At 54.9% G+C, this 12,985-nt stretch carries 11 protein-coding genes; 8 read left to right on the top strand and 3 right to left on the bottom strand.

Features of this window, described 5'->3' with window-relative positions; translation table 11 throughout:
* Nucleotides 1-98 precede the first annotated feature (98 nt).
* The 6 genes from mepS to yejF all read left to right on the top strand — a co-directional run bounded on the left by mepS (nt 99) and on the right by yejF (nt 8,039).
* Nucleotides 99-668 carry a bifunctional murein DD-endopeptidase/murein LD-carboxypeptidase gene (gene mepS, locus JY391_RS08000; protein ID WP_042284555.1) on the top strand — a complete coding sequence of 190 codons (570 nt, stop codon included), beginning with the start codon at nt 99-101 and terminating at the stop codon, nt 666-668.
* Between the two features lie 197 nt (nt 669-865).
* Nucleotides 866-2,422 (top strand): cyclic di-GMP phosphodiesterase, encoded by a 1,557-nt coding sequence (locus JY391_RS07995; RefSeq protein ID WP_042284559.1) that lies wholly within the window; start codon nt 866-868, stop codon nt 2,420-2,422.
* 91 nt (nt 2,423-2,513) lie between these two features.
* Nucleotides 2,514-4,328 carry an extracellular solute-binding protein gene (locus JY391_RS07990; protein WP_211935525.1) on the top strand — a complete coding sequence of 605 codons (1,815 nt, stop codon included), beginning with the start codon at nt 2,514-2,516 and terminating at the stop codon, nt 4,326-4,328.
* On the top strand, nt 4,329-5,423 hold the full coding sequence (locus tag JY391_RS07985; protein WP_181822888.1) for a microcin C ABC transporter permease YejB: 1,095 nt from the start codon (nt 4,329-4,331) through the stop codon (nt 5,421-5,423).
* Nucleotides 5,423-6,448, top strand: coding sequence for an ABC transporter permease (locus JY391_RS07980; protein WP_181822887.1), 1,026 nt, complete (start codon nt 5,423-5,425; stop codon nt 6,446-6,448). Before JY391_RS07985 ends, JY391_RS07980 begins: the two co-directional genes overlap by 1 nt.
* A 1-nt stretch (nt 6,449) precedes the next feature.
* Complete coding sequence (gene yejF, locus JY391_RS07975; protein ID WP_211935524.1) at nt 6,450-8,039, top strand: microcin C ABC transporter ATP-binding protein YejF; 1,590 nt, start codon at nt 6,450-6,452, stop codon at nt 8,037-8,039.
* A 3-nt stretch (nt 8,040-8,042) separates the two neighbouring features.
* On the opposite strand, the gene JY391_RS07970 is transcribed toward yejF, so the two are convergent.
* The 3 genes from JY391_RS07970 to rsuA form a co-directional block, all read right to left on the bottom strand.
* A complete protein-coding gene (locus JY391_RS07970; RefSeq protein ID WP_042284574.1) occupies nt 8,043-8,387 on the bottom strand; it encodes a YejG family protein in 345 nt (114 codons plus the stop codon).
* Nucleotides 8,388-8,718: 331 nt separating this feature from the next.
* On the bottom strand, nt 8,719-9,909 hold the full coding sequence (locus tag JY391_RS07965) for a Bcr/CflA family multidrug efflux MFS transporter (protein WP_042284577.1): 1,191 nt from the start codon (nt 9,907-9,909) through the stop codon (nt 8,719-8,721).
* A gap of 32 nt (nt 9,910-9,941) precedes the next feature.
* On the bottom strand, nt 9,942-10,637 hold the full coding sequence (gene rsuA / locus JY391_RS07960; protein WP_200034422.1) for a 16S rRNA pseudouridine(516) synthase RsuA: 696 nt from the start codon (nt 10,635-10,637) through the stop codon (nt 9,942-9,944).
* A 150-nt stretch (nt 10,638-10,787) separates the two neighbouring features.
* Between rsuA and radD the strand changes: the two genes are divergently transcribed.
* Both radD and rplY read left to right on the top strand, forming a co-directional pair.
* Nucleotides 10,788-12,548: a DNA repair helicase RadD gene (radD, locus tag JY391_RS07955; protein ID WP_211935523.1), complete on the top strand. Its 1,761-nt coding sequence runs from the start codon at nt 10,788-10,790 to the stop codon at nt 12,546-12,548.
* Nucleotides 12,549-12,672: 124 nt separating this feature from the next.
* Complete coding sequence (gene rplY / locus JY391_RS07950) at nt 12,673-12,957, top strand: 50S ribosomal protein L25 (RefSeq protein WP_042284586.1); 285 nt, start codon at nt 12,673-12,675, stop codon at nt 12,955-12,957.
* The last annotated feature ends 28 nt before the right edge of the window (nt 12,958-12,985 follow it).

The raw sequence follows: 12,985 nt of genomic DNA, 5'->3' as shown, positions 1-12,985 counted from the left end.
AAGAATTGTCTCATTGTGCGCTGGTAATTAGTCTCGTCACGTTTGGCATTTTTTATAACGATATTTATCGTTAAGGACTTCAAGGGAAAACACACAAAATGGTCAAATCTCAACCGTTCTTGAGATATATCTTGCGCGGGATCCCCGCGGTAGCAGTAGCGGTACTGCTTTCGGCATGTAGTACGCCATCCAACACCGCAAAGAATGTGCATTCTGAGACGCTTGGTGTGAGTCAGGAGACTTCTTCACTGCAAGCTTCTCAGGATGAATTTGAGAGTATGGTGCGTAACCTCGATGTAAAATCGCGGATTATGGATCAGTATGCCGACTGGAAAGGCGTGCGTTATCGTCTCGGCGGCACCTCCAAGAAAGGCATTGATTGTTCCAGTTTTGTACAGCGTACATTCCGGGAACAGTTTGGTTTAGAGCTTCCACGCTCCACCTACGAACAGCAGGAAACCGGCAAATCGGTGTCACGCAGCAATCTGCGTACCGGCGATCTGGTTCTGTTTCGCGCAGGATCAACAGGTCGTCATGTGGGGATCTACATTGGTAATAACCAGTTTGTCCATGCTTCCACCAGCAGCGGCGTCATTATCTCCAGCATGAACGAGCCGTACTGGAAAAAGCGCTACAACGAAGCGCGTCGGGTTCTTACCCGCAGTTAATCGTGAGGTTGCTATCCCTTGGCTATCCTGACGAGACTCCGGAACACATTGCAGGCACCGCTTCGGCGGTGCTTTTTTTTGCCCTGTCCCCCGCCCGTATTGGGGAAAAATATGTCTCGCCGAAGCAATCCAGGCTATAGTCTTGTAATTACGTCATTTTCGCCATCAGCGGCAACCGTAAGGTCAAACCCGGTATCATGTTCACTCGCGTCTTAACGTCTGGTCGAAAAATCATCTTGACCTGTCTGGTTACCGGGGTCATCGTTGCCCTGTTTATCAGCAGCCTGCAATTTCTGATGGCGTGGCATAAACGAGAAGTTAAATACGACACCTTAATTTCCGACATTCAGCATTATCTTGACAGCTATTTTGCTGACCTGAAAACCACGTCTGATGTCCTTCAGCCGTTCACCCTGAACACCTGTGAGCAGGTGGGCTCAGAGCTGACCTCCCGCGCCGCGTTTAGTCTGAACGTACGTGCATTTCTTCTGGTGAAGGAAAAAAAAGCCTTTTGCTCCTCGGCGACCGGCGCGATGGATACGCTGCTGAACGAACTGGTGCCCGCAATTGATATCAGCAAAGACATTGATATGGCGCTCCTGCCGGGTACGCCCATGATGCCCAATAAACCGGCCATGGCGATCTGGTATCGTAATCCTTTGTTGGTTAACAGCGGCGTATTCACCTCACTGAATATCAATCTCACCCCTTACCTGCTCTATACCGCAAGGCAGGAGGAATTTGACGGTGTGGCGATTATCGTCGGCAACAACGCGCTTTCCACCTTTTCCGACCATTTGCTGACCCTAAACGAGCTGGGCGATAACCCGATACGTGAAGCCAAAATCGACGGTGTGCCGATGACGATTCGTCTGTACGCAACCAACTGGACCTGGCCGGAATTGTGGTATGCCCTGCTGCTTGGCGGCATGGGCGGCAGCATCGCCGGTTTGCTCTGTTATTACATTCTGTCTCTGCGCCTGCGCCCCGGCAGGGAGATCCTGATCGGCATTAAACGCGATCAGTTCTACGTGGTGTATCAACCGGTGGTCGATACGCAAACCCTGCGCGTGACCGGCCTCGAAGTACTGCTCCGCTGGAAGCATCCAACCGCCGGGGAAATTCCCCCCGATGCGTTTATCAATTACGCTGAAGCGCAGCAGATGATCGTGCCGCTGACGCAGCATCTGTTCAGGCTGATCGCACGCGACGCGCCTGCCTTACAAGCCGTTTTGCCCGTGGGGGCGAAATTTGGCATCAATATCGCGCCAGACCATCTGCACAGCAGCAGTTTTAAAGACGATGTGCGCCAGCTGGCTGCCGCGATGCCGCCAAATCATTTTCAGTTGGTGCTTGAAATTACCGAACGCGACATGCTCCAGCAGCACGAAGCCGCGCAATTGTTTGAATGGCTGCACAACGCAGGCTTTGAAATCGCAATCGACGACTTTGGTACTGGACACAGCGCGCTTATTTATCTGGAGCGTTACACCCTGGATTATCTGAAGATCGATCGCGGCTTTATTCACGCGATCGGTATGGAAACGGTCACTTCACCGGTGCTTGACGCCGTGCTCACCCTTGCGAAACGCCTTAATATGATGACTGTGGCCGAAGGCGTGGAAACACCCGAGCAGGCGAAATGGCTGCGTGACAGAGGCGTTCGCTTCCTCCAGGGCTACTGGATCAGCCGACCGCTGCCGCTCGACGATTTTGTGCGCTGGGTGTCAGAGCCCCCTACGCTGAAGAGGTAATACGCAAACTCGGATTCACAATACGCACAGCCTGCCCTATTATTCCCTTGCCTGCGCTGACAGGCAGTCACGATAAGGAATCCCGTTGCAAATGATTGTTCGCGTATTGCTGCTGATTGTTCTGTCAATGGCCTTTAGCATCCAGGCCCAGACAATTAAAGAGAGCTATGCTTTTTCCGTTCTGGGCGAGCCACGATACGCCTTTAATTTCGATCATTTTGATTACGTTAATCCGGCCGCGCCGAAAGGGGGACAGATCACCCTTTCCGCCATCGGCACCTTTGACAATTTCAATCGTTATGCCCTGCGCGGCAACCCCGGCGCGCGTACCGAGCAGCTTTACGACACGCTGTTCACCACGTCGGACGATGAGCCAGGCAGCTACTACCCATTAATTGCCGAGAGCGCTCGCTATGCCGACGACTATTCCTGGGTGGAAGTGACGATTAACCCGCGCGCCCGCTTTCACGACGGCACCCCCATTACGGCAAAAGACGTCGCCTTTACCTTCCACAAGTTTATGACCGAAGGCGTTCCTCAGTTCCGCCTGGTTTACAAAGGCACGACCGTTAAAGCCATTGCGCCGCTGACCGTGCGGATGGTGTTAGCGAAGCCAGGTAAAGAAGATATGCTCAGCCTGTTCTCGCTGCCGGTGATGCCGGCGTCTTACTGGAAAGATCATAAGCTCAGCGATCCATTATCGACGCCGCCGTTAAGCAGCGGACCTTACCGCATCAGCCAGTGGAAAATGGGTCAATACATTGTTTATACGCGGGTGAAAGAGTACTGGGCGGCTAACCTGCCGGTGAACCGCGGGCGCTGGAATTTTGACACTATCCGCTACGACTATTATCTCGACGACAATGTGGCTTTCGAAGCGTTTAAAGCCGGAGCATTTGACCTGCGTCTGGAAGGCGACGCGAAAAACTGGGCGACGCGTTACGTGGGAAAAAACTTTGATAAACAGTACATCGTCAAAGACGAGCAGAAGAATGAATCAGCGCAGGACACGCGCTGGCTGGCGTTTAATATCCAGCGTCCGGTGTTCAGCGACCGCCGCGTCCGCGAAGCCATCACGCTGGCCTTTGATTTTGAATGGATGAATAAAGCGCTGTTTTATAACGCCTGGAGCCGGGCAAACAGCTATTTCCAGAATACCGAGTATGCGGCCAGAGCGTATCCCGACGCGGACGAACTGGTGCTGCTCGCGCCAATGAAAAAGGATCTGCCACCGGAGATCTTTAGCCAGATCTATCAGCCCCCCGTTTCCAAAGGCGACGGCTACGATCGAGAAAATCTGCTGAAAGCGGACGCGCTCCTGAAAGAGGCGGGCTGGGTATTGAAAGGCCAGCAGCGGATCAACAACGCGACCGGGAAACCGCTCATCTTTGAACTGCTCATCTCCGCAGGCAGCAACAGTCAGTGGGTTTTACCGTTCCAGCATAATCTTCAGCGCCTGGGCATCACGATGAATATTCGCCAGGTCGATAATTCCCAAATCACCAACCGTATGCGTAGCCGCGACTACGATATGATGCCGCGTCTGTGGCGGGCGATGCCGTGGCCAAGTTCCGATCTGCAAATCTCATGGGCCTCTGAATACATTGACTCCAGTTATAATGCGCCCGGCGTAAAGAGTCCGGTAATTGATCGCCTGATCGCGCAAATCATCGCCGCGCAGGGAAACAAAGAAAAACTTATTCCACTTGGTCGCGCGCTGGACCGGGTACTGACATGGAATTACTACATGCTGCCAATGTGGTATATGGCGGAAGACAGACTGGCCTGGTGGGATAAGTTCTCCCGTCCCGCCATCCGCCCCATATATACTCTGGGCCTGGATACCTGGTGGTATGACGTGAATCGCGCGGCAAAACTGCCCGCCTCCAGACGACAGGGAGAGTAAATGGGCGCCTATCTGATTCGCCGGCTGCTGCTGGTTATCCCGACGCTGTGGGCCATTATCACCATTAACTTTTTTATCGTGCAGATCGCCCCTGGCGGTCCGGTAGACCAGGCGATTGCCGCCATTGAGTTTGGCCAGGCTGGGGCGCTCCCTGGCGCGGGGAGCGAGGGCGTTCGGGCCAGCCATGCGCAAACCGGCATCGGCAATATCAGCGACAGTCACTACCGGGGCGGCCGCGGGCTCGACCCGGAAGTTATCGCTGAAATCACCCAACGCTACGGCTTTGATAAACCCCTGCATGAACGTTATTTCACCATGCTCTGGAACTATCTCCGCTTCGATTTTGGCGACAGCCTGTTTCGCAGCGCTTCCGTGCTGACGCTCATTAAAGACAGTTTGCCGGTTTCGGTGACGCTTGGGTTGTGGAGCACGCTGATCATATATCTGGTCTCCATTCCGCTGGGGATCCGCAAAGCGGTACATAACGGCAGCCGCTTTGACGTCTGGAGTAGCGCGTTCATTATCATCGGCTACGCCATTCCGGCGTTTCTTTTCGCCATTTTGCTGATCGTGTTCTTTGCCGGCGGCAGCTACTACGATCTGTTTCCACTGCGTGGGCTGGTCTCGGCGAATTTCGACACCCTGCCCTGGTATCAGAAGATAACCGACTATCTGTGGCACATTACCCTGCCGGTACTGGCCACGGTGATTGGCGGCTTTGCCGCGCTTACTATGCTGACAAAAAATTCATTTCTTGATGAAGTCCGCAAACAGTACGTGGTCACCGCCAGGGCAAAAGGGGTGAGCGAAAAAAACATTCTCTGGAAGCATGTTTTCCGTAATGCCATGCTGCTGGTGATTGCCGGCTTTCCCGCCACCTTCATCAGCATGTTTTTTACCGGCTCGCTGCTGATTGAAGTGATGTTTTCACTGAATGGTCTGGGACTCTTAGGCTACGAGGCCACGGTGTCCCGCGACTATCCGGTGATGTTCGGCACGCTGTACATCTTCACCCTGATTGGCCTGCTGCTGAATATCCTTAGCGATATCAGCTATACGCTGGTCGATCCGCGTATTGATTTTGAGGGACGTTAATGGCGCGTTTAAGCCCCGTGAATCAGGCCCGCTGGGCGCGTTTTCGTCACAACCGCCGCGGCTACTGGTCGTTATGGATCTTTCTTGTCCTGTTTGCGCTGAGCCTGTGCGCTGAACTGGTGGCGAATGATAAGCCGCTATTGGTGCGCTATGACGGAAGCTGGTACTTCCCGCTGGTCAAAAACTACAGCGAGAGTGATTTCGGCGGGCCGCTGGCGACAAAAGCGGACTACCAGGACCCATGGCTGAAGCAACAACTGGAACATCGCGGGTGGATCCTCTGGGCGCCCGTTCGCTTTGGCGCAAACAGCATCAACTTCGCCACCGACACCCCCTTCCCTTCGCCACCGTCGGCGCAAAACTGGTTGGGTACAGACGCTAATGGCGGCGACGTGCTGGCGCGGATCCTCTACGGCACCCGTATCTCTATTCTGTTTGGCCTGATGCTGACCTTGTGCTCAAGCGTTATGGGTGTGTTGGCCGGTGCGCTACAGGGCTATTACGGCGGAAAAGTCGACCTGTGGGGACAGCGGTTTATCGAAGTCTGGTCGGGGATGCCGACGCTGTTTCTGATCATACTGCTATCAAGCGTCGTACAGCCTAACTTCTGGTGGCTGTTAGCGATTACGGTGCTGTTTGGCTGGATGAGCCTGGTGGGCGTGGTGCGCGCAGAGTTTTTACGTACCCGTAATTTCGACTACATTCGCGCTGCCCAGGCGCTAGGCGTCAGCGACCGCAGTATTATTTTCCGCCACATGCTGCCCAACGCGATGGTGGCCACGCTAACATTTTTGCCGTTCATTTTGTGCAGTTCCATCACCACCCTGACCTCGCTGGACTTTCTCGGCTTCGGTTTACCGCTGGGATCGCCTTCGTTGGGCGAGCTGCTTTTGCAGGGCAAAAATAATCTCCAGGCGCCCTGGCTTGGGATCACCGCCTTCCTGTCGGTGGCGATTTTACTCTCGCTGCTGATCTTCATCGGTGAGGCCGTCCGTGATGCCTTCGATCCGAATAAGGCGATATAACATGACGCAACCGTTACTGTCGATTGACAATCTGACCGTTGGCTTTCGCCGCGAGGAGAACGTTCGCACCGTGGTGAACGACGTTTCGCTGATGGTGAACGCCGGTGAAACGCTGGCGCTGGTGGGCGAATCCGGGTCCGGCAAGAGCGTGACGGCGCTGTCCATTCTTCGCCTGTTACCCTCCCCCCCGACGGTTTATCTTTCCGGCGACATCCGCTTTCACGGCGAGTCTCTGCTTCACGCCAACGAAAAGACGCTGCGCGGCGTGCGCGGCAACCGGATCGCGATGATTTTTCAGGAGCCGATGGTTTCGCTGAACCCGTTGCATAATCTGGAAAAACAGCTTTATGAAGTGCTGTCACTGCACCGCGGTATGCGCCGGGAAGCTGCCCGCGCCGAGATCTTAAGCTGTCTCGACCGCGTCGGCATTCGCCAGGCGGCAAAGCGGCTGGGTGATTACCCGCATCAACTTTCCGGCGGCGAACGCCAGCGCGTGATGATCGCGATGGCGCTACTGACGCGACCGGAGCTGCTGATTGCCGACGAGCCGACCACCGCGCTGGATGTTTCGGTCCAGGCGCAGATCCTGCAACTGCTGCGCGAACTGCAGCACGAACTGAATATGGGGATGTTGTTTATCACCCATAACCTGAGCATTGTGAAAAAGCTCGCCGACAGCGTGGCGGTGATGCAAAACGGTCGCTGCGTTGAGCAGAACAGCGCGGACATCCTGCTTAACGCGCCAGTGCATCCTTACACACAAACCTTGCTCAACAGTGAACCAGTGGGGGATCCCGTCCCGTTGCCCGCTGAACGGTCTCCGTTGCTGAAAGTCGACGATTTGCGGGTTTCGTTTCCGATCCGCAAAGGGGTCCTCAAACGCGTGGTAGCCCGCAATAATGTGGTAAAAGGCGTCAGCTTTAGCCTGCGCCCGGGCGAAACGCTGGGACTGGTGGGCGAGTCAGGTTCAGGCAAAAGCACCACCGGCCTTGCGCTGCTGCGCCTGATTTCTTCGCAGGGCAGCATTGAGTTTGACGGTCAGCAGTTGCAGTTTCTAAAGCGTCGCGAGCTGTTGCCGGTGCGGCATCGCATTCAGGTAGTGTTTCAGGATCCGAACTCCTCGCTGAATCCCCGTCTCAACGTGCTTCAAATCATTGAAGAAGGATTGCGCGTCCACCAGCCTGCCCTGTCTGCCGACCAGCGTGAGCAACAGGTGATGACGGTAATGGCCGAGGTGGGGCTGGACGCGGAGACGCGTCACCGTTATCCGGCAGAATTTTCCGGCGGTCAGCGTCAGCGTATTGCGATAGCCCGCGCGCTGATACTGAAACCATCGCTAATCATTCTTGATGAGCCGACCTCGTCTCTTGACCGCACCGTACAGGCGCAAATTCTCGCGCTGCTGAAATCGCTACAGGCAAAACATCGCCTGGCCTATATTTTTATCAGCCACGATCTGCACGTCGTTCGCGCGTTATGCCATCAGGTAATTGTGCTGAGACAGGGAGAGGTTGTGGAGCAGGGGCAATGCGAGCACGTCTTTAGCGCGCCGCAGCAGGCGTATACGCGTCAGCTTCTCGCGCTAAGCTGACGCTCAAAACGGATTGTTGTTGGAGAACGGTTCGGCAATCGCCACGCCGAAGTTTTTCAGGCGGCAGGTTGCGGCAAACTCATCCTGGCGATTCACGAACAGGCACGGCTCGCCTTCACATTCCAGTACCGAACATGGCACTTCGATATCGCTGAGCGCCTGACTCAGTTTATGCATGACCGGCCATGCGCTGTCGCCGTCCGGACTCAGCAGTTTGAGCGCCACCAGGCTATTCTCGACGGCCTGGCCATTTTGCGGAATCGGTTCAACTTTCGAACCTGCAAAACCCGCAGACCAACGATAGTTCTGTGGCAAGCGATGTACGATTGAGAGCTGTAATGATGTCACTTTCTTTCCCCGGAAGTACAATTACTTCACAATTTATTTACATCCATATTAACACATCATTGACAATCCGTCCTTAAACAGATGCACAATGTTGCGATCCTTGTCCCGCCCGGCCTGTTTGGCTTTTGTGAAATAAATTTTTGTGTCGGGACACATTCGCGGGCTATATGTACCCGTTTCTGCGATCTAACTCAACCTTTTTAACTACAATGATGTGACTTTTTACATAAATTGATTTTACATAAAATAAACATATATCGGGGAAATGATGGATTTGTCGTTGACGTACATCAACAAAGGAAGCCAGCAGGCTTCCATGTTGTGTCTGCGATCACCGTTTTTTCGGACGGCTTGCATAGAGGTAAAACAAAATTGAACAGGTCGCACAAAACGCGATCGACCAAATCATCGGCCACGCCGAGTTAAACGTGGCCAGAGAGAGCAATGCGCCTACCACCGCGCCAATGCCAAAACGGAAGGTCCCCGCCAGCGACGACGCGGTTCCCGCCATGTGGGGAAACTCATCAAGAATAACCGCCATAGCGTTGGAAGAGATCATCGATACGCAGCCGACAAAGACAGCCACGCCCAGCACCAGCGACCAGAACCCGACCCCTGCCAGCGCGCTAACCACCATCCATACCGCCATTGCCAGTTGGATCCACAATCCCGTTCGGAACATATTCAGCGCGCCGATACGTCGCACGAAGCGGCTGTTAATGATCGTCATGATAAACAAAAAGACGATATTCAGAGCGAAGTAGTAGCCAAAGTGCTGCGGGGAGACGTGGTTAATCTCGATATAAACGAAAGGCCCGGCGCTCAGGAAGGAGAACATGCCGGCAAAGCTAAAGCCGCTCGCCAGCATATAGCTCAGCACACGCTTATGCCGAAACAGCGACGCAAAGTTGCCAATCGTGGTGCGAATATGAAACGGCTGGCGCTTTTCAACCGGTAGCGTCTCTTTGATCAACACAGCGATCATTACCGATGCCAGCACCGCCGCCACCGCGAGGATCCAGAAAATAGAATGCCAGCTCAACCACACCAGCACCCAACCGCCGATAATCGGCGCCATTAACGGGGCGATAGTGGTCACCAGCATCACAAAGGACATCATGCGGGAGAATTCATCTTTTGGATACATATCGCGCATCAGCGCGTTGATCACCACGCTGGCCGCGGCTGCCGCCAGACCGTGAAAGAAACGCATCACGATGAGCTGATCGATGGTTTGCGCCAGCGCACAGGCCACCGCCGCTGCCGCGAACACCAGCGTCCCGCCCAGGATCACCGGCTTGCGCCCCAGACTGTCCGCCATGGGTCCATACAGCAACTGACCCAGCGCAAAACCAAGGATATAGGTGCTCAGCGTCATCTGCGCGCTGCCCGCAGGCACGCCAAACTGTTCCGAGATCACCGGAAGCGCCGGAAGATACATGTCAATCGACAGCGGCATCAGCATGGCCAGCAGGCCGAGAATAAAGACGATGGCAAGGGACGAACGCTGCCGGGTGGTCACAAATTAGCTCCTGAATATATCAATGCGGGGGCTTAACCCACGCTGGCAATTTCTTCTTCAGTCAAGGGGCGATACTCGCCTGGCGCAAGGTCAGCATCAAGGGCGATAGCGCCGATCCGCTCACGGTGCAGCGCCACCACATGATTACCGACCGCGGCGAACATGCGTTTCACCTGATGATAGCGCCCTTCGCTGATGGTCAGACGTACCTGGGTCGGCGTAATAATCTCAAGCGTTGCCGGTTTCGTCAGATCTTTCTCGTTATGCAACTGCACGCCTTTGGCGAATTGATCCGCGGTGTCGTCGGCCACCGGCGATTCAAGGGTGACAAGGTACGTTTTTTCGCAATGATGGCGAGGAGAAGTGATGCGGTGCGACCATTGACCATCGTCGGTCATCAGCACCAGACCGGTAGTGTCTATGTCCAGCCGTCCTGCGGCATGTAACTTGTACGCAACCGGCTCATCGAGGAAGTAGAGCACGGTCGGATGATCCGGATCGTCTGTCGAGCAAACATAGCCCTGCGGTTTATTGAGCATGAAGTAACGGGGTCCGTGCTGCTGGACCAGCGTGTTGCCGTCATATTCAACATTGTGCTCCGGCAGCAGTTTGAACGCTGCGTTGCGGACAACCTCACCATCCACGGTAATACGGTTAGCGCGGATCTCACGCCCGGCAATAGCGCGGCTGACGCCGAGTTGCTGAGCGATAAATTTATCAAGTCGCATGAGTTTGATTTTGCCTGTAAAAATACGGGAAACGGGCAATGTGCCCGAAAGTGGCGTCGTTATTTGCCCAGTATAGCGGGCTAACAACATCCCTCAAGGGAAAACGATTCGTGGCATACTATACCCGAGTTCGTTACGCATTGTGAGACCATGATTTTTACACTTCGTCCCTACCAACAGGAAGCCGTGGACGCCACGCTCAACCATTTCCGCCGCCACGGTACGCCAGCGGTCATCGTCCTCCCTACCGGCGCGGGCAAAAGCCTGGTGATCGCCGAACTGGCCCGTGTCGCCAAAGGGCGCGTGCTGGTGCTGGCCCACGTCAAAGAACTGGTCGCGCAGAACCACGCTAAATACTGCGCGCTGGGGCTGGAGGCCGATATTTTCGCCGCCGGGCTGAAGCGCAAAGAGAGTCAGGGGAAAGTGGTGTTCGGCAGCGTACAATCCGTCGCGCGCAATCTTGACGCTTTCCAGGGCGAATTTTCGCTGTTGATCGTCGATGAATGCCATCGGATCGGCGACGATGAAGAAAGCCAGTATCAGCAAATTCTGGCCCATCTGACAGAAGTGAACCCTCACCTGCGCCTGCTGGGGCTGACCGCCACCCCGTTTCGCCTGGGTAAAGGCTGGATTTATCAGTTCCATTATCACGGCATGGTGCGCGGCAACGAAAAGGCGCTGTTTCGCGACTGCATTTATGAGTTACCGCTGCGCTATATGATCAAACACGGTTATCTGACGCCGCCGGAGCGTCTGGATATGCCTGTCGTACAGTATGACTTCAGCCGTCTGCAGGCGCAGAGCAACGGTCTGTTTAGCGAAGCCGACCTGAACCGCGAGCTAAAAAAGCAGCAGCGCATTACGCCGCATATCATCAGCCAGATCGTCGAATTTGCCCAACGCCGTAAAGGCGTGATGATTTTCGCCGCCACCGTAGAGCACGCCAAAGAGATCGTCGGATTGCTGCCCGCTACGGACGCCGCACTGATTACCGGCGACACGCCAGGCGCGGATCGCGATACGCTCATTGATGCTTTCAAAGCGCAGCGTTTTCGCTACCTGGTGAATGTTTCCGTCTTAACCACCGGTTTTGATGCGCCGCATGTCGATCTGATCGCCATTCTTCGCCCAACCGAGTCGGTCAGCCTGTATCAGCAGATCGTCGGGCGCGGTTTGCGCCTTGCGCCAGGAAAAACCGACTGCCTGATTCTGGATTACGCCGGAAACCCGCACGACCTGTATTCCCCTGAGGTTGGAAGTCCAAAAGGCAAAAGTGACAACGTGCCGGTGCAGGTGTTCTGCCCCGCCTGCGGATTCGCCAATACTTTCTGGGGGAAAACCACCGCAGACGGTACGCTGATCGAGCATTTTGGCCGCCGTTGCCAGGGCTGGTTCGAGGATGATGAAGGGCTTCGCGAACAGTGTGACTTCCGCTTTCGTTTCAAAAACTGCCCGCATTGCAATGCCGAAAACGATATCGCCGCCCGCCGCTGCCGCGAATGCGACGCCGTGCTGGTCGATCCCGACGATATGCTGAAGGCGGCGCTAAAGCTGAAAGACGCGCTGGTGTTGCGCTGTAGCGGCATGGCCTTGCAGCACGGTCAGGATGAGAAAGGCGAGTGGCTGAAAATTACCTATTACGATGAGGATGGCGCGGACGTCAGCGAGCGCTTCCGCTTACAGACGCCTGCCCAGCGCACCGCCTTTGAGCAACTGTTTATTCGCCCGCATACCCGCACGCCGGGCGTTCCGCTACGCTGGCTCACCGCCGCGGATATCCTCGCGCAACAGCCGCTGCTGCGCCACCCCGATTTTGTGGTCGCGCGGATGAAAGGCCAGTACTGGCAGGTGCGTGAAAAAGTGTTCGATTACGAAGGACGTTTTCGCCGGGCGCATGAATTGCGCGGTTAATCGTAGTTTTGATTGATGTGCCGGGCGTTTGAGTATAGAATCTCGCCCGCTTTTGCATACGCAAAGCAGATCACTTACCTGTTGCTGGGTCGCCTGTAGCAGGAATTATTAAAGAGAGATTTAAATGTTTACTATCAACGCTGAAGTACGTAAAGAGCAGGGTAAGGGTGCGAGCCGCCGCCTGCGTGCCGCTAACAAGTTCCCGGCGATCATCTACGGTGGCAAAGAAGCCCCGATCGCTATCGAACTGGACCACGATCAGGTTATGAACATGCAAGCTAAAGCTGAATTCTACAGCGAAGTTCTGACCATCGTTGTTGACGGTAAAGAAGTAAAAGTTAAAGCTCAGGCTGTACAGCGCCACGCGTTCAAGCCGAAGCTGACCCACATCGACTTCGTTCGCGCGTAATCGCCAACACGTCGAAGAGAAACCCCGC

The sequence above is a fragment of the Citrobacter sedlakii genome, from assembly GCF_018128425.1.
GTDB lineage: Bacteria > Pseudomonadota > Gammaproteobacteria > Enterobacterales > Enterobacteriaceae > Citrobacter_A > Citrobacter_A sedlakii.
Note: the sequence above shows the minus strand (reverse complement) of the source record. Positions and strands in the feature narration are given on the sequence as shown.

Coding starts and splice junctions, on each gene's coding strand:
- mepS (WP_042284555.1), top strand. CDS start 99: ATGGTCAAATCTCAACCGTTCTTGAGATATATCTTGCGCGGGATCCCC.
- JY391_RS07995 (WP_042284559.1), top strand. CDS start 866: ATGTTCACTCGCGTCTTAACGTCTGGTCGAAAAATCATCTTGACCTGT.
- JY391_RS07990 (WP_211935525.1), top strand. CDS start 2,514: ATGATTGTTCGCGTATTGCTGCTGATTGTTCTGTCAATGGCCTTTAGC.
- JY391_RS07985 (WP_181822888.1), top strand. CDS start 4,329: ATGGGCGCCTATCTGATTCGCCGGCTGCTGCTGGTTATCCCGACGCTG.
- JY391_RS07980 (WP_181822887.1), top strand. CDS start 5,423: ATGGCGCGTTTAAGCCCCGTGAATCAGGCCCGCTGGGCGCGTTTTCGT.
- yejF (WP_211935524.1), top strand. CDS start 6,450: ATGACGCAACCGTTACTGTCGATTGACAATCTGACCGTTGGCTTTCGC.
- rsuA (WP_200034422.1), bottom strand. CDS start 10,637: ATGCGACTTGATAAATTTATCGCTCAGCAACTCGGCGTCAGCCGCGCT.
- radD (WP_211935523.1), top strand. CDS start 10,788: ATGATTTTTACACTTCGTCCCTACCAACAGGAAGCCGTGGACGCCACG.
- rplY (WP_042284586.1), top strand. CDS start 12,673: ATGTTTACTATCAACGCTGAAGTACGTAAAGAGCAGGGTAAGGGTGCG.